The organism is Bradyrhizobium sp. SZCCHNR1053 (assembly GCF_032381235.1).
Taxonomy (GTDB): Bacteria; Pseudomonadota; Alphaproteobacteria; order Rhizobiales; family Xanthobacteraceae; genus Bradyrhizobium.
In genome coordinates this window covers 250535-267227 of sequence record NZ_JAUHJM010000006.1, presented here as the reverse complement: position 1 = coordinate 267227, position 16693 = coordinate 250535, and the positions used below count along the sequence as shown (strand labels likewise).

At 65.5% G+C, this 16693-nt stretch carries 12 protein-coding genes; 1 reads left to right on the top strand and 11 read right to left on the bottom strand.

Annotated elements, in window-relative coordinates; translation table 11 throughout:
- Nucleotides 1–79: 79 nt before the first annotated feature.
- Genes QX051_RS17415 through QX051_RS17385 form a run of 7 tightly spaced genes read right to left on the bottom strand, consistent with a single transcriptional unit; the run spans nucleotide 80 to nucleotide 9001 of the window.
- Complete coding sequence (locus tag QX051_RS17415; protein ID WP_315776965.1) at nucleotides 80–1078, bottom strand: FAD:protein FMN transferase; 999 nt, start codon at nucleotides 1076–1078, stop codon at nucleotides 80–82.
- A complete protein-coding gene (locus QX051_RS17410; protein ID WP_315776964.1) occupies nucleotides 1075–1632 on the bottom strand; it encodes a nitrous oxide reductase accessory protein NosL in 558 nt (185 codons plus the stop codon). Before QX051_RS17410 ends, QX051_RS17415 begins: the two co-directional genes overlap by 4 nt.
- Nucleotides 1629–2459 (bottom strand): ABC transporter permease, encoded by an 831-nt coding sequence (locus tag QX051_RS17405; RefSeq protein WP_315739548.1) that lies wholly within the window; start codon nucleotides 2457–2459, stop codon nucleotides 1629–1631. Before QX051_RS17405 ends, QX051_RS17410 begins: the two co-directional genes overlap by 4 nt.
- Nucleotides 2456–3376 (bottom strand): ABC transporter ATP-binding protein, encoded by a 921-nt coding sequence (locus tag QX051_RS17400; RefSeq protein WP_315776963.1) that lies wholly within the window; start codon nucleotides 3374–3376, stop codon nucleotides 2456–2458. The genes QX051_RS17405 and QX051_RS17400 overlap by 4 nt, the downstream gene beginning before the upstream one ends.
- Nucleotides 3373–4761, bottom strand: coding sequence for a nitrous oxide reductase family maturation protein NosD (locus tag QX051_RS17395; protein WP_315739551.1), 1389 nt, complete (start codon nucleotides 4759–4761; stop codon nucleotides 3373–3375). Before QX051_RS17395 ends, QX051_RS17400 begins: the two co-directional genes overlap by 4 nt.
- A 3-nt stretch (nucleotides 4762–4764) precedes the next feature.
- Entirely contained in the window at nucleotides 4765–6690 is a 1926-nt protein-coding gene (gene nosZ / locus QX051_RS17390) for a TAT-dependent nitrous-oxide reductase (RefSeq protein ID WP_315776962.1), read from the bottom strand.
- Nucleotides 6691–6700: 10 nt separating this feature from the next.
- Complete coding sequence (locus QX051_RS17385) at nucleotides 6701–9001, bottom strand: 4Fe-4S binding protein (RefSeq protein ID WP_409998108.1); 2301 nt, start codon at nucleotides 8999–9001, stop codon at nucleotides 6701–6703.
- Between the two features lie 209 nt (nucleotides 9002–9210).
- Here QX051_RS17385 and QX051_RS17380 point away from each other — a divergent pair, with 209 nt between their 5' ends.
- The gene (locus QX051_RS17380) at nucleotides 9211–10080 is read left to right on the top strand and encodes a ferritin family protein (RefSeq protein ID WP_315776960.1); all 870 of its coding nucleotides are present in this window, start codon (nucleotides 9211–9213) and stop codon (nucleotides 10078–10080) included.
- Nucleotides 10081–10153: 73 nt separating this feature from the next.
- Here QX051_RS17380 and QX051_RS17375 read toward each other — a convergent pair whose 3' ends face one another.
- The 4 genes from QX051_RS17375 to gspD all read right to left on the bottom strand — a co-directional run bounded on the left by QX051_RS17375 (nucleotide 10154) and on the right by gspD (nucleotide 16472).
- A complete protein-coding gene (locus tag QX051_RS17375) occupies nucleotides 10154–11272 on the bottom strand; it encodes a hypothetical protein (RefSeq protein WP_315776959.1) in 1119 nt (372 codons plus the stop codon).
- 230 nt (nucleotides 11273–11502) lie between these two features.
- Nucleotides 11503–13380 carry an alkaline phosphatase family protein gene (locus QX051_RS17370; RefSeq protein ID WP_315776958.1) on the bottom strand — a complete coding sequence of 626 codons (1878 nt, stop codon included), beginning with the start codon at nucleotides 13378–13380 and terminating at the stop codon, nucleotides 11503–11505.
- 268 nt (nucleotides 13381–13648) lie between these two features.
- Nucleotides 13649–14197: a tetratricopeptide repeat protein gene (locus QX051_RS17365; RefSeq protein WP_315776957.1), complete on the bottom strand. Its 549-nt coding sequence runs from the start codon at nucleotides 14195–14197 to the stop codon at nucleotides 13649–13651.
- Nucleotides 14169–16472, bottom strand: a complete 2304-nt coding sequence (gene gspD / locus QX051_RS17360) for a type II secretion system secretin GspD (protein ID WP_315776956.1) — start codon at nucleotides 16470–16472, stop codon at nucleotides 14169–14171. The genes QX051_RS17365 and gspD overlap by 29 nt, the downstream gene beginning before the upstream one ends.
- Nucleotides 16473–16693: the final 221 nt, after the last annotated feature.

Genomic DNA, 16693 nt, shown 5'->3' with positions numbered 1-16693 from the left:
CGTCCGAGCTGCCGGTGGTTTCGTCCCTCGACTGGCGTCCTGTGATCGTGCTCTCGACTGATCCAGCCGCAGAAAGAATTCAACCGATAAGGTCGACTGCGGCTCCCGCCGCGTCGATCAGGTGGACACGGTCGACCTCGGTGCGCGGCAGCAGCGTACGGATCTCAGGCTCCGACATCAGACTAAACGCGGTCGAAAGCGCGTCGGCCGCCGTGGCATTGCCGGCGACCGTGGTCACGCTGCGATAGCGCTGCGCGCAGCCGCCGCTGTGCGGATCGAACAGATGATTGAAGCGGCCGTGCGGATCGAAGCGGAGGCCATAGGCGCCTGACGTCGATACGGCCCGATCGATGATCGGTAGCATCGCGGCGATCCGATCGGGAACGTCGGGGTCGGCGATTGCGATCTCCCAGGGCCGGGCGTCCGGCCGCGCGCCGATGGCGCGGGCTTCGCCCATGTCGACCAGGCTCTGCTGCACGCCTTCGCTGCGCAGCAGGTCGACGATCCGATCCGTGACATAGCCCTGCGCGATGCCATTCAGGGTGAGCGCCGTGCCGCGCGGCATGACGATGCGATCGCGGCTGACGCTGAGCCGCTGATGGCCGACCCGCGTCAGCGCCTCTTGTACGGCCGCCTGCGGTGGGCCGTCGGGATTCGCATCGGGGCGCGAAAAATGATCGGCATAGAGCGTCCACAGCGGCTGCACGGTCGGGTCGAAGCGGCCGTCGGTCAACGCGGCGTAGCGCTGCGAGAGCGTGAGGATGTCGACCAGCTCCGGCGCCGGTGCGACCAACACGCCGGTGCGGTTCAATGTGACCAGCGCCGAGTCCTCAAGATAAAGGCTGAACAGGCGCTCGAGTCGCCGTGCTTCGCTGATCGAGACCGTGATCACCCGCTCGGCCTCGCGCCGGTCATGGTGATGAAGCTTGATCGTGGCAACGGCGCCGAGCAACGTGCCGCGCCATTCGACGAGGCCAGCGGTGCTGCCGGCCGCCTGCCTGCCGCAGGGTGCGATCGCAAGGCCCGCCAGTGCGGCGCTGATGCGGATGAAGCGCCGACGCGAGAGCTGATTTGTCATCGTCGCACCTCAGTCGTGCCCTTGTGGTCCGGCTCGTTCGTGCCGGCGTTGTCGTCGGGGGAGCTCAGCACATAGTCGCGCGGCACCTCGGTGAAGCCGACGATGCGACCGCCGTGCTCGGCCGCGAAGCGCTCGGCGGCGCTCCGATCCGAGAACGGCACCGCCTCGTCGCTGCCCATGCCGCTTCTGAGTCGGCTGCCGATCACGAACACCGCCTTGCGGGCTTCGACCCAATTGTCGGCACCCGGATTGTCCCAGCTCGCGGCCTTGCCCATGTCGGAGACGTAGATCGCCTGGATGTCCTTGGGCTCGTCGGGCAGCATCGTGAAGGCGATGGCGTCGCGGGCCGAGGAGAACCACACCGGCTCGATCAGGCTGGCGGCGAAGATCTGTCCCTTGGGACCGGAATGCTCGAGCAGGTTCATGCCGCAATAGTGCCCGATCGCCTCCGCCGTCAGCTTGATCGGCGGCGGCGGCGCGGCGGCCTGCTTGTCGTTGCAGGCACCGAGAGCAAAGGCGGCGATGAGCGCGCAGGCGAAAGCGAGGCGTTTCATAGCTCCCTCCGTGAGAAGGCCAGCGCGGCGCCGGCGAGCGGTACCAACGTCCACAGCACCAGCGCCGCGAGCAGCGCCTGCACCGACAGCGTGCTGCTGCCGGCGAGCCCGGCCATGCCGGAGAACAGGCTGACATTGGCGAAGCCGGTCAGGTTGAAAAGCCGGTAGGCATCGGTCGGATTGAGCAGCAGCAGCGCGCTGAGCACGCCGCCGGAGACGTTGCGGCCCTGGTCGATCACCAGAAGGCCGAGCAACGCCATGTCGTAGATCAGGACGAGCACGAGCCACAGGCCGATGCTGACACCCGCTGCGGTGCCGCGGTCGCGCACGACGGCGCTGACGAGATAGCCGATTGCGACGAACACCGCGCCAAGCAGAACGGAGGAGCCGATCATCGCCGCGAAGGCCGCGAGCCCGTCGCTGTCGAAGTGGCTGCCGGCGATCAGCAGCGCCACCGCGGCGGCGCCATAGCCGAGGCAGGTCGCGAAGGCGAGCACCGCGAGATGACCGAGGAACTTGCCGAGCAGCACCTGCCAGCGCGCTACGGGATAGCTGAGCAGCAGCAGCATGGTGCCGCGCTCCATGTCGCCGACGATGGCATCGTGCGAGATCAGAAGCGCGATCAGCGGGATCAGGAAGATGGTCAGGCTCGACAGGCTGACGATGACCACATCGAGCGCTCGCGCGCCGACGGTACCGGTCGGTGCGCTGCCGAGGAAGGTCAGCGACAGCGCGAGTCCGGCCAGCAGCAGGGTCGAGGCCAGCACCCAGCGATTGCGGATCGCCTGCTGGATCTCCTTGGCGGCGATGGTGATGACGCTGGTCATTGCGGGTGCTCCGCGTGGCGCAGGAAATGCGCGTAGAGCTCGTCGAGACTGGGTGGAATGAGCTCGAGATCCTGGACGGCGGTGGCGTCGGCCGTCGCCAGACGCAGCAGCTCGATCTTCTCGTCCGGCGCTGCGTCGATCTCGACGATGTGGCCGTTCACCCGGCGATAGGACGCGGCCGGCGGGAGCCAGGCCGGCGGGCCCGACGGCGGCAGGGAGGCGACCTTGACTCGAATCCGGGTCGGCAATCGCGCGAGGCGGCGCAGCTCGTCGAGTGTGCCGTCGGCGACCTTCAGGCCGCGGTTCATAATGATGACGCGGCCGGCGCGTTCCTCCAACTCGGTCAGCGCATGCGACGACAGCAGCACCGTCGTGCCCTCGGCGGCGAGCCGCTCGATCACCTCGTAGAAGGTCTGGCGGAGCTCCGGATCGAGACCGCTGGTCGGTTCGTCGAGCAGCAGCACGCGCGGGCGGCCGATCAGCGCCTGTGCCAGCCCAAGGCGCTGGCGCATGCCCTTGGAGTAGGTGTTGACGCGGCGCTTTGCGGCATCGCCTAGTCCGACGACGTCGAGCAGCTCGAGGGCCTGTCCGACCGGCTCGCGCTTGAGCCGTGCGTAGAAGGTCTGGGTCTCGCGGCCGGTAAGGGCGGCATCGAAGGCGACGTTCTCCGGCAGGTAGCCGAGGCGGCGCCGCGAGGAGAACTCGCCGGCGGCTGGATTTTCACCGAGTACGGCGATGGTGCCGCGGGTGGGGCGGATCAGCCCGAGCATGATCTTCATCAGCGTCGTCTTGCCGGCGCCGTTGTGGCCGATCAGCGCCACCATCTCGCCGGCGGCGAGATCGAACGAGACGCCCCTCACGGCTTCGACCTTGCCGTAGTGCTTGATCACGTCGGCGACATGGATCGTCGCGGTCATCGAGGCCCGCTTTCTGCAGCGGCGCGGCGCGCCGGCGGCGATATCAGGGGATGGCTGTCGACGACTCCGCCGGGCAGGATCGCGGGAAACTGCGCCTGCGCCCAGCGGATCACCTGCACGGCTGGGCTGTTGATCAGGACCTTGGCGGCCGGCGCGGTCCACAATACGCGGTCGATCAGATCATTCGGCCGATAGGCGGTGTCGGCGATGCCGTCGCCGTTGAGGTCGAAGCCCGGGTTGTCGCTCCAATAATTGCCGCGGCCGTTTTTCGACCAGTCGAGATGGCGGGTGCCGACATACTTGATCTGGCTGGCATTGTTGACGAAGGCATTGCCCCTGATGTCGTTGCCCTCGGAGCCGGCGGTGAAGTGAACGCCGATCTCGCACCCTTCGAACCAGTTGTCGGTGATATGGTTGTTGTTGGTGTTGTAGATGAACACGCATTTCTCGGGACCGGGACGGGCGCCGGCGGTCGGCGTGGCCGTGCTCGCATCGGCCTGCGGCACGCCTTCGTCGGTGCCCCGGTTCTCCGCGGTGGCCCAGCGGTCTGCCGGCTGGAGCCCGCCGATCACGCTGTTGCCGGAGATCTGCGAGCCATTGGCCGCGTTGAACAGCAAGCCGCGGTCGCGGTCGTGATCCGAGACGTTATCCCTCACGACGAGCGCCTTGGAGAACATCATCGCATAGCCGATGATGTTGCGGGTCGAGACGTTGCCGGAGATTTCGCTGTCGTTGGTGTACATGAAGTGCACCGCGAAGCGCAGGTCGCTGAAGCGATTGCGGCTGAAGACGTTGTTGCGGCTGGTGATGGCGAACACGCCATCGCGGCCGTACCGGAATTGGTTGTCGATCACCTTGGCGCCCGGCGCGTTCCAGACGGAGACGCCGTTGCCGGTCACGCCGCCACGCGTCGCGCGCAGGCCGATGATGCTGTTGTGACGGACCATGGCGTTGGCCGATCCGTGCAGATAGACGCCGAACAGATTGCCTTCGATGCGGTTGTTCTCGATCAGTGCGTCGTGCGCGGCCTGCTCGACGAAGATGCCGGAATCCATCTGCTCCAGCGCACGGCCGGATCCGTCGATGGCGAGGCCGCGAATGACGGTGCCCGGCGCCGCCACGGTGATGACGCTGCCCTCGCCGCCACCGCTGATCACGGCGCCTGGAGCCCCAGCCAGCGTCAAGCGGTGGCTGATCCGTAGCGGTCCGCGATAGGTGCCGGTGGCGAGCGCGATCTCGTCGCCGTCGGCGGCGCGGTCGAGCAGGGCCTGCAGGTCGGTGGTTTCAGCTCCGACCTGCAGAGTCGCCGCCTGGGCGCGGAAGGGCAGGCCGGCGACGACGAGCGTCGCCAGCCCCAGAGTCTTGATATGGCGCATGCGCCGCATCGCTCACGCGTTCCGCGGCGAGACCAGCATGCGTCCGCGCATTTCCATGTGCATGGCGTGGCAGAACCATGTGCAGAAATACCAGTACACGCCGGGCTTGTCCGCGATGAACGTCACGGACGAGGTCTGCTGCGGATCGATCTCCATGTTGACGCCGTAGTTGACGATGCAGAAGCCGTGCACCAGGTCCTCGACGTCGTCGATGTTGGTGACATAGACGGTCACCTCGTCGCCCTGCTTGACCTCGAACTTCTCGAGCGCGTAGGCGGGCGCGCTGGACCACATGTAGACGCGCACCTTGTTGCCGTCGCGGATCACCTTGGCGTCGCTCTCCAGTGTGACGCCGTCGGCCGCGGCCTGCTTGCGGGCGTCGGCGAAGAACGGGTCGTCGCGCTTCCAGATCGAGGTCACGCGCCCCTCGAGCTTGGAGCGATGCACGATCACGGCGTCGTGCGGCTCGGCGAAGCTCGGGCCGTCATGCACCAGCTCCATCTTGTCGCCGGAGATGTCGATCAGCTGGTCGTTCTCCGGCTTGAGCGGGCCGACATTCAGGAAACGGTCCTTGGAGAACTTGTTCAGCGACAGCAGCCATTTGCCGTCGGCTTCCCTGGTCTCGCCCATCGAGGCGTGGTTGTGGCCCGGCTGATAGTGGACGTCGAGCTTCTGGATGATCGGGTTGACCTTCTCGCCCTTGAAGGCGCGCTTGGCGAGATCGAGGCTCCATTTACAGACCTGGCTGTCGAGGAACAGCGTGGTGTAGGCATTGCCCCGGCCGTCGAAGGCGGTGTGCAGCGGCCCGAGGCCGAGCTCCGGCTCGGCCACGACGACATCGCGCGGCTTGATCTTGTCGTCGAACAGGTTGTCGATCAGGCGGACGTCGATCACCGTGACCGTCGGCGCCAGCTTGCCGTTGGCGATGACATGGATGCCGTCGGGGGCCGTGTTGAGGCCGTGCGGGCTGTTCGAGACCGGAACATAGCGGGTGTAGGGTGATCCCTTGCGGCCATCGATGACGGGAACGCCGTTCATCTCCTTGAAGTCTCCCTTCTTGACGGCCTCCTCGATGCGCTTGATGTTGAAGATCGTCACCCAGTCCTGCTCGCTCGCGGTCATCTCGGCGAGCGTCACGCCCTTCTCGGAATTGTAGCAGGTCGCGAAGGCATATTTGCCCTGGTAGTCGCAATCGGTGTTGTCGAGATTGCCGTCGACGATCACCTGCCAGGCGACCGTCATGGTGTCGCCATCGACGGCCGAGAACATCGACCAGTATTTCGACTTGTCGTCGAGCACCTTGCCGTCGTTCGGCAGCGGCACCTCATATTCGCCGTTGCAGAACAGGTAGCCGGTGCGCGGGAACTTCTGCGGCCGCATGCCGTGGATGGTGTACTGGTTGGGCAGCTCGATGATCTTGTCGCACTTCATGACGTCGGTGCGAATGCGGGCTAGGCGGGTATTGGCCTTGTCGTTGATGAAGACGTAGCGTCCGTCATAGGTGCCGTTGGTGAACGACATGTGTGGATGGTGGCAGTCGCCGTTCATCCAGATGCCGAGCCGATCCTTGAGCCGCTCGCGCGTCTCGGGCAGCAGCCCCTCGGTCATGATCTTGCGGCTCTCGTTGGTCTGGCCCCAGCCGGTGGCGCTGCACCGGTTGAAGACGGGGATACGCATCAGCTCGCGCATCGACGGCATGCCGACGATGCGAAGCTCGCCGGTCTGACCGCTGGAGAAGAAGACGTAGTATTCGTCGAGCTGACCCGGCGCGACCTCGGCCTTGCCCCCGCTCTGTCCAGCTCGCGCCTGCGCCGCGGCCGGTGTCGTCTCGATGCTCTTGCCGAGGCCGATGCTGCCGGCCACGCCGGCCGCGCCCAGTGCGGCGGTGCCGACGATCTGCCGGCGGCTGAGTTTCGTCTGGTCGTCGTCGTGCGCCATCGTCGTCTCCTTATGATGGATGGGTGAGATCGTTGGATTGGGCCGGCGCCGTCGTCGGCCGGCCGGCGTGGGTGATCACGGTCTTCGGACCGGATTTGGCGGCGCGCATCGACGGCGATGACATCGCCTCGAACTTCTCGCGCTTGAGCCGGACTTGGATCATGTGCGGACAGCGCTGGTCGTCGTAGTAGAGCTCCTGGCAATGCATGCAGTAGATGCACTCATTGACGTTGATGTGTCCCTCGGGATGGATCGACTGCACCGGGCATTCCTTGGCGCAGCGCTGGCAGGGCGAGCCGCACTCCTTCCAGCGGCGCAGCCATTCGAAGGTGCGGATGCGACCGGGAATCGCGAGCGCGGCGCCCAGCGGGCAGAGATAGCGGCAGAAGAAGCGTTCGATGAACAGGCCGATGCCGAGCAGCGCCGCGGCATACAGCACGAACGGCCAGCTGCGCGAGAATTTCAGGATGATCGCGGTCTTGAACGGCTCGACCTCCGCGACCTGCTCGGCGAGCGCGACCGAATACAGCGACAGCCCAAACAGGCCGAGGAAGATGATGTATTTGATCGGCCACAGCCGCTCGTGCAGCCCCCAGGGCACCGTGATCTGCGGCACCTTGAGCCATTTTGCCACTGTGTTGGTCAGCTCCTGCAGCGCGCCGAACGGACAGAGCCAGCCGCAGAACGGCCCGCGGCCCCAGAACAGCAGTCCAGCCGCCGTTGCCGCCCACAGGATGAAGATCAAGGGCGCTGCGAGGAAGAACTCCCAATGGAAGCCGGTCAGCAGCGCGTTGATGAAGGTGACGACGTTGACGACAGAGAGCTGGGCGTTGGCGTACCAGCCGAGCCAGACCAGCACGAACAGGAGATAGGCGCGGCGGACCCAGGTGTAGAGCCGGGGACGGCGCACCAGAACGTTCTGGAAGAAGAAGATCCCGGTGAGCACGGCCAGCGCGAGCGCGGTGATGCCGATGGAGACCGTCTGCGAGCGCCAGATGCGCATCCATAACGGCTCCTCGGTGTCGTCGGCGACCGGTTGCGCCGTGGCCGGGGCGGGACGTGCGGTCGTCGCCTTTGCTGCCGGCACAGCGGGGCGCGCCTGCTGCTTCAAGTAGGCGTCGGGCACCGTGTAGTCGACATCGAATGTCAGGAACGCCTTGTCGTGGCTGCCGGTGCTTCGTTGCACCAGGAGCTGGAGCTGCCATGGCTCGGTCGGGTCGAGCGTGAATTCGGGCGGCGTGACGAACAGTCCGATCTCGCGCAGGGCAGGGGCGCCGGCGGCGGCCAGCGCACCGAGTCGCATGTGGTTCTTGTCGCGGAACCGTGTGCTCCCGCCCTCCTGCAGCACCTCGATGCGGTCGAAGATGCCGCCCCTGACATAGGCGGAGCCCTTGAACGAGTAGACACCGTCGCCGGCGACGACGATCGCCTGCTGTCCGGGCTGCAATCGCTGCTTGAGTCGCTGATAGCCCTCGTCGCCGAGCAGGCTGCGGCCGATGGTGGGCACGCTGGCCATGGCCACATAGAGATCGATGAAGGTGTCGCCGGCATCGCCGGGCTCGGGATTTTGCGCGGCCGCCGCATTGCCCGACTTGGCGAATGCGTCGTTGACGTCGCCGATGCTGAGATGCAGGCGCCGCACCGAGCCGTCGCCGAGCAGGCTGCCCCAGTCACGGATCTCGCTCTTGTCGGGATCGACCGTCCTGGTCACGCCCGGCTGTGCTGCGGCGGCGCTCGCCGCAGCGCCGGCACCAATGCGGCCGCTGCGGATCAGGCGCGTGGCGGCGCGCACGATGCTGTCGTGCATCACCAGCACGGTGACCGTGGCACCCGAGACGATGTCGGCCTGCGGCGCATGTTCTGCGCCGTGCGCGATCGGCGTCATGTCCTTGCCGAGCAGGCCATTGAGTGCGGCAACGATGCGTGGCTCGGGAATGCCGATCAGCACGATCGGCTCCTTGTGATCGACCAGCTTCAGCCCGGTGATGACGCCCTTGGGATCGATGCCGACGAGGATGTGGATCGGCTTGCCCGAATAGCCGACGGAATTGGCGAAATCGGAGTTGAGATAGACGTAACCCTTGAGCTGATCGCCGCGATACACCGGCATGATCGGCGGCTCGCCTTGCGGCACGCCGAAACGATCCGCATCGGGGAAGAGCTCGCCCGGCGTGATCTTCGAGAGGTAGGTTGCGAGATCGCCGGCAGCATGTGCTGCGCGCGGGGCCGCGATCGTGCAGAGCCCGATGAGGATTGCTACCAAGATAGCAGGCATGCGCCACCGTTTGGTGGCGACATCACTCGCAACCATGATCACCTCAAGCGGAACGGCCGGCCCCGAAGGGGCCGTATTCCAGTCAGGACTGTTTCGGGGAAGGAAGGGATCGTCGCCATTGACAATCCCGGAGCAAATAGAGTCGGGCTAAATTGACTCCTTATCGTGCCGGTTGTCTAGTGGGTCGCAATCCGACGGACGTTGCGCTGGATCAAACAGGCCAGGACAATCAGGCAGACTATCATATGTTGTTGTCACGCACGCTTTCGCTCAAGTCGGAACCGGCCGGGAACCTGCATTCGATTGACGAGCTGTTCGCGCTCGCCAATGCGATGGAGCAGGAGGCGGCCGATCGCTACGACGAGCTGTCCGGAGAGATGCAGCGTCAAGGCCGGCTCGATCTGGCCGACGTCTTCGCGAGGTTGGCCGCGGCCGAGCGCGAGCATGTCGACAGTGTCGCGCAATGGTCGCAAGCGCGAACGGGGCGTGCCCCCGATGCGTCGCTGGTGCGCTGGCAGCCGCCGGAGACCTTTGAGCCCGGCGCGGCGCGCGAAATCCAGGACTCGCGGCTGATGACGCCGTACCGCGCGCTGTCGATGGCGGTGCGCAACGAGGAGCGGGCCTTCGCGTTCTGGTCCTATGTCGCGGCATTTGCCGATGATCCCGAGGTCAAGAAGGCGTCCGAGGCCATGGCGCGAGAGGAACTCGGTCACGTCGCGACGCTGCGCAAGGAGCGGCGCCGTGCCTATCATCTTGAGGCCGACGCCCGGCGCGCGGCGACGGTGGCGTCGGACACGGGCACGATCGACGCCGGCCGGCTGGAACGTCGCCTCGCGGAACTGCTCGGCGCGATGGCGTCGCGTGCCACGGGCCGACCGGCAGATCGCGTGCGCGAGCTTGCGCGGGAAGCGGCGGCAATGGCATCGGAGGTTGCGGACCTGCTGCGCCTGCCAGCTGCGCTCGCGCAAGCCGATGCAGCCGTGCTGGCGGAGGCGCTCGCGGACGCGTATCTGGAGCATGCGGAGCGAGCGACCGAACCGGACCGGCTCGATCTGATGCAGCGGCTGGCGTCGCAGGCGATCGCACGACTGGCTTGGCTGCGGTCGCTCGGTTGAGTCCGACTTAAGAGCTGCTTGGCGAAAGACGAGGGTCGCCCAGCCAGGCTGGGCGACCCGATCATGATGAGGCTCAGTTGCGGGTCGGCGCCGGCACGGCGGTGCGGTTCGCCGGCACCGTGACGGGCTGGAAGGAGAACACGTCGCGGCTGCGCGGATCGACGGTCACCTTGACCCAGCGCACGTCGTTGTTGCCGTTGCCCTGATTGTCGCCGAACGTTTCGACACGAACGAAGTTCTCCAGCCGCTGGCCGGCACTGTTGAGGAAGGGCTGGTCGATCCGGAAGTAATGGGAATCGCCGTGGACGTAGGCGACCGGCTTGCGGAACGCCTCGACTTCGGTGCGCAACGCGGTCAGAAAGCTGATGAAGCCGTCCGGCTGCCCGTCCGTCTCGGCGAGCGTCTTGGGATCGCGCAGCGGCGCGCGCGTGGGATCGGCCTGGTCCCAGCCCGGGTTGCCCTGGGTGATGAACATCACCGCAGCGGAATGGCGCTTCCTGGCCTCTGCGAAGGTCTGCTGCATCCAGAGAATCACGGCTACATTGCGCGCGTTGTATTCGTCCGGATCTGGATTGGTGTCGCAGAGATTGTTGCAGGAGCCCTGGATGTTCAGCGTCGCATAGGTCACGCGGCCAACGGTCCAGCGGCGATTCTCGACGCAGCCGACCTTGGTGCCGTTGGCGCTGAGACACAGCGGATCGGTCTGCACCTCCTGGCGCAGCTTGCGCTGGCCGAGCGAGAACGGCGTCGAGAAGAACACCTTGCGCTCGTAGTCGAGCCGGTCGCGCGAGTTGAAGCCGCCATTCGAGGGGCGATCGCAATCGACCCAGTCGTTGTCGCCGGGCGTGAACATGGCCGGCGCCTCGAGGCTGTTGAAGAAGGCGAGCGCCTGGGCATAGAGGCCGGCGTCGCAGGCGGAATTGGAGCCCTGCTTCAGGTCGCCGTCATGCGCGGTGAATTTCAGCCGGTGGGCGTTCATGTCCGCGATCAGGTTCGGGACGCCGACGGTGGCCTGCAGCGTGGAATAGGGTAGGTCGCCCCACAGACCGATGGCGTAGCTGTCGTCATCGTCGTCGAAGCCGTGATCGTGCGCGAGGCTTGGCGCGGCGGCGGCGAACGCGAGCAACAACATCGTGACAGACAATGTGAGCAGTTCGTGAAAGGCAGATTTGAATGATGATCGAAGTGACATTCTACAAGATCCCCCAAGACCTCGGTTGCATCGCGCCGCTTCGTTAAGCGGCGGCGGGACGATGCGGAGGGTCGATAACGGGGGCGTGACGATCGGCTGACAATCCGCTGACGGCGTCACGATGTTGCAATTCGGTGCACCATCAATGTCGTCCGCCGCGGACAATGCACAGAAGGGCCCGCCGCAACGTGTGCGGCGGGCTGTTCTTGACAACGGCAGACTCCCGTCGATCAGCGGTCGTCGCCGTGTCCGTGCTCACCGTGGTCGTGATGATGCCAGCCGCCGTCGTGATCGTGATCGCCATCGTTATCGCTGAAGGCGAACAGGTTCATCAGGTCGCCGATCGCCGGACGGTTCTTCGGCACGTAGCGGTTGTCGTCCCGATCATGAATCGGGTTGGGCAGCCGGTCGCGGCTGACGGCGGAGATCGTGGGCAGCCGCCAGTTGCGCTCGATGAATTTCAGCAGCGAGACGTGATCGTAATAGGTGTGGTCGACATGACCCTTCTTGGCCAGCGGCGAGACCAGGATGAAGGGAATGCGGGTGCCGTCGCCGAGGAAGTCCACCGGCTGGACATAGCCGGAGTCATAGTAGCCGCCGCCCTCGTCCGTCGTGATGAAGATCGCGGTCTTGGCCCAGAGCTGCGGGTTGGCCTTGACGCGATTGATCAGGGCCTCGAGAAACTTCTCATAGAGGTCCGTGGTCGAATCGGCGGGATGCCCGGCGAGCGCCTCGAACGGACGCACGAACGACACGGCCGGCAACGTGTTGCTCTGCACGTCCTTCACGAAGGCGCCGTAGTTCTGCAGCTTGGCTTCCTCCGTCGGAGTCTTCATGATCTTGTTGAAGCCGGTGAGCGGGTCGCAGATGCCGCAATAGGAGTGGAACAGCAGCGGCACGCCGTCGACGCTCTTGGCGAAGGTGGTGGCGTCGTCGCCGCGATCGGCGCTGTAGTACTTCCAGGACACGCCCTTTGCCGTCATCACGTCAGCGATGGTCGGCGCACTCTGCGGCGGCAGCACGAACTTGTCCGAGCCGAGCGCATTCGGCTTCGCGCTGGTCTGGTTCCAGAACATGCTGTAATTGTTGACGAGATAATAATGGTTCGACGCGCAATTGTTGCTGGTGACGCCGTTCTTGAACAGCTGCTCGTTGATGGCGGCGACGCCGGGCGCTGACGGATCGGAGCAGTTGACGTAGGAGCCGCCGCTGTAGCCGTCCTGCTTGTAGTAGTTGTTGGTGCCGGCAACCGGATCCGGATTTTCGATCTGGTTGGCATAGGGCACGGCCGGGGCGCCGTTCATCGTCTCGGGGTTGGTGAAAAACGCGGCGTGGCCGGTCACGAGGGCCTGGAAGTTGGCGCCGGTGCCGCCCATGATGGCCTGATGATAATTGTCGCTGATCGCATATTCGTCGGCGAGCTGCTTGAAGAACGGCGCGTCACCGGGCTGGGCCTTGCCGGAGGCATCGGTGAACGGGTTCATGTTGTAGAAGCCCATCGAGATGGCGCCTTCCATCGGGTTGAACCCGCCGGCCGGATAGGGCTGTCCGTTCGAGCCGGTGCCGATGGTCTGCTCGACCCACACGAACTTGTCGTGCTTGCCGCCGTCGATGTCCTGCCACATCTGGAAGAAGCGGTGCACCGGATCGCCGGTATAGGCGGCGTAGGAGACGTATTTCGAAATCTGATACGGGCCATTGGGAAGATTGGCCGGGAAGCGGGTGTCGAGGACGTTCTGCGGCAGGCCGATTCCATATGTGGTGTAGGGCTGCGGCAGCGTTGCGTAGGCGCCAGTGGACGCGGTCTCGGCACTGTAGCGAGCCTCGTCGCGACCGATCCGCTGTTCCGCCTTCTTGAAATGCCGCCCCGGCGTGCCGTCCTCGTTGACGATGCCCTTGCTGAGCAGATTGTCGATGGCCTGACCAGCCTTCGGCTTGTAGGTGCCGAACAGATTGTCGAAGGTGTGGTTCTCACCGACGATGATGATGACGTGCTCGATCGGGGTGCTGGTCGCCGCGCCGGCGAAGGCTGGTGCGACGCTGGTCGCGGTGAAGACGGCGGTGGTCGCAAGGGCGAGTGCCTTGGACCGCGTGACTGTTCTGGTCATGACATCTCCGGACGGAGTGGGGTGGTGGCGCGCGCTTACGAATGGCTGCTCGCCTGCGGCAATTTATCGCGGCAACAAATTGCAACGTGGTGTCGGTCTTGCTTCGGTTTTGTGAAATGCGCGCGAGACGCGCGTTTGCGTAGATGCAGGAGACGCACGGCTCAGCATCGTGCAGGCCCGGCATCACATGCCGGCGGGCCTTCGCTCATCGCCGCAGGAAGCCGGCTCGCTCTGAACTCTGAAGAAGATCGCCGATCGGCGATGCCGGTCAGAGCTGGCCCGGGACCCAGTCCAGCGCGAGGGCCTGGCCTTGGGCGATCTGGCTGGCCGACATCTTCGAGGCCACGGCGTTGCGAAGCCGCAGGAAGTAGCTGCGCTGGGTCGACTTGGCATGTCCGGCAGCAAGGTTCAGCCATTTGTAGGCGAGCACGACGTCCTGTGGAACGCCATGACCCTTGTCGTACATCAGGCCGAGCATCGCTTGGCCGAACGGATTGCCGGCTGCGGCGGCCTGGCAATAGAGATCGCTGGCGACCTCGTAGGCCTGCGGGGTTCCAAAGCCGTTTTCATACATGAAGCCGAGCATCGCCTGAGCGCGTGGATCGCCGCGCAGGGCAGGCGGGGTCAGCACGCGCACGGCGCGGACGAAGTCGCCGCGCGCATAGGCGATGCGTGCGGTGCTGACCGAATCGGCGCGAACGGGCGAGGCCAGTGCTCCCAGCAGCAGGATGACTGCGGTGCAGGCGATGGCGAGGCGCCCCATCGTCGGCCGGATCACTTGGCTGGAGTCAACGGGTAGTGCGGACACGCAAATCATCCGTGATGCTCGCTCCGACTGATCCGCGGAGCTTGGAACGGAGTTCTTCTGCCACCTGATGCGCATCGCTGCCGTCGCGAATGATCTGCGGCCGGATGAAGATGATGAGCTCGGTGCGCGTGCCCTTCTTGCCCTGATGCGAGAACGCGTCGCCAAGAACCGGAATCTCGTCGAAGCCCGGAATGCCGTTGCGATTGCCGGTCTGCTGCTCGCTGATCAGGCCCGCCAGCAGCACGGTCTGGCCGTTGGCGACGGAGATGGCGCTCTTGACCTTGCGCTGCGACACCGTCGGCGTGAGACTCGCGGCGGTCTGGGCCGCGACGTTGCTGATCTCCTGCTCGACCTCGAGCCGCACATTGCCGTTGGCGGCGATCCGCGGCACGACGCGCAGGATGATGCCGGTGTTGCGATAGTCGATGGTGTTGACCACCGTGTTGCTCGACGACAGTACGGTCGCGCTGCCGGTCGATACCGGCACGACGTCGCCGACCTGCAGGGTGGCGGTCTGGTTGTTGATCACGACCAGCGAGGGATTGGAGAGCACCTTGACGCTGGTGACAGTATGGAGTGCGTCGAGGATCATGTTGGGCGAGGCTTCGTGCCCGATCAGGAAGTTGAAGCCGGGCAGAGCGCGGTTGATCAAGGCCGTCGTCGCCGCGGATGTCGTGGCCGTGGCCACCGACGTGGCTTGCGTATTGGTGATCGATCCTTTGTCGGTCCCGAGGCCGAGCACCTTGCTCGAAAGATAAGCTTGCACGCCGTAGGACAGCTCGTTGGTGAGCGTCACTTCGGCAATCGTGGCGTCGATCCCGACCTGCAGCACCGGCTGGTCAAGCTGCTGCAGCGTGCTGGAGATGATGCGGTAGTTCTCGCGGTCGGCGTAGATGAGCAGCGAGTTGTTCACCGTGTCCGGGGTGATCCGGACATTCGGCATGATGGCCTGGCCTCCGCCGGCACCACTGCTGCGCGGCTCCAGCCCGGTCGAGGACGGCGTACTGCTGGAGGACGACGTGCTCGAAGATGACATGCTCGAGAGACCACTGCCTTGGGACCTGCTCGTCGGATTGGCGCTCGAACTCGATGATCCCGCTGCATTGGTGTTGAAGGAGAGCCGATCGGCGACCGACGTGGTCGTGCCGTCGGACCCCGGCGCGGTCTGGCCGTCGGCGCCGTCGGTGGAGGACGAGCCGGCGCCGCCGAACATGTCGGTGAGCACCTTGGCGAGCTGGCGCGCGTCGCCGTAGCGGACCCGGTAGACGTGGACGCTGGTGCGCCCGGAGTCGGCCTGGTCGAGCCGGCGGATCCAGGTCGCCGCGCTCTGCAGCAGCGCCGGCTTGCGCGTCACGACCATGATCGCGTTCAGGCGGTTGACGACCTGCAGCTTGACCAGGCTCTGGCTCAGCCCGTTCTCGCCGGAATCCATGATCTTTTCCAGCTCCGCCATCAACGGCTCGGGGGCCGAATTGCTGACGGGAAAGATGCCGACCGACTGGCCGCGCATCCAGTCGACGTCGAAGCTCATCACTGTTTCGATCGCGGAGCGTCGCTCGGCTCCTGTGCCCTGGATCAGCAGCAGGTTTCGGGTGGTGTCGGCGCGCACGCTGCCGGCCCGGGTCGCGAAGCTGTCCATCAGCTTGAGGATCGTCTGCGCGCCGACATATTGCAGCGGCACGACGGAGACGCCGTAGCCGGGCTCGGCGCGGCCGGCCTCGCCGTCGACGCGTCCGGCGCCGATAGCGTCGCCGAGCGGGGTCAGCTTGTAGCCGCCGCCTTCGCGGACCAGCACGACGCCCGACAGGCGCAGCGCGCTCTCCAGCACGAACAGGATGTCGGATTTCGGCACCGGCCGCGCCGACACCAGGCTGACGCTGCCCTGCACGCGGGGATCGATCGAGTAGCCCGCGCCGAGGATGTCGCCGATCACGACCTTCGCGACCACTGCGATCGGCGTGTTCTCGAAATTGAGGTCATAGCCCTTGCCATCGGCCGCCGGAAGCGGCCTGACCTCGGCGACCTCCTGAACCGTGGTCCCCTGATAGGTCCGCGCGCTCGCCCGCTCGACCTCGGGGCGTCCCTGGATCGATGCGACCGGTGCATTGTCGCGCGGCAGGATATCGAGCGAGCGCACCTTGTCGATGACGTCGACATCGGCCGGCGCGCTGGCCTGGGAATTGAGCGTTGCCATGTTGCAGGACGCGAGCAGCACCGCGATGGTCAGCAACCAGGCATGTCTGACAACCGCAGCGGACTGGCTTCGATTGCCGATACGAAACATGGACTTACCGATCTACTCGTGTTGACCGGCCGAACCAGGATCGCGCCTCGTTCGACCGCGCAGCCTGCATAGCGGTCCAATGTGACACTTATGTATCTTTGCCTGATGCCGCCCGCCTTTGCGCGACATGTGTGTCGGAAATGTCCGCGCCGTCCACATTCGTACAGCCGTCATGTTCGCGATCGATAACGTCGGTCGCCAGTTGCGCCGTGCCGAGACGT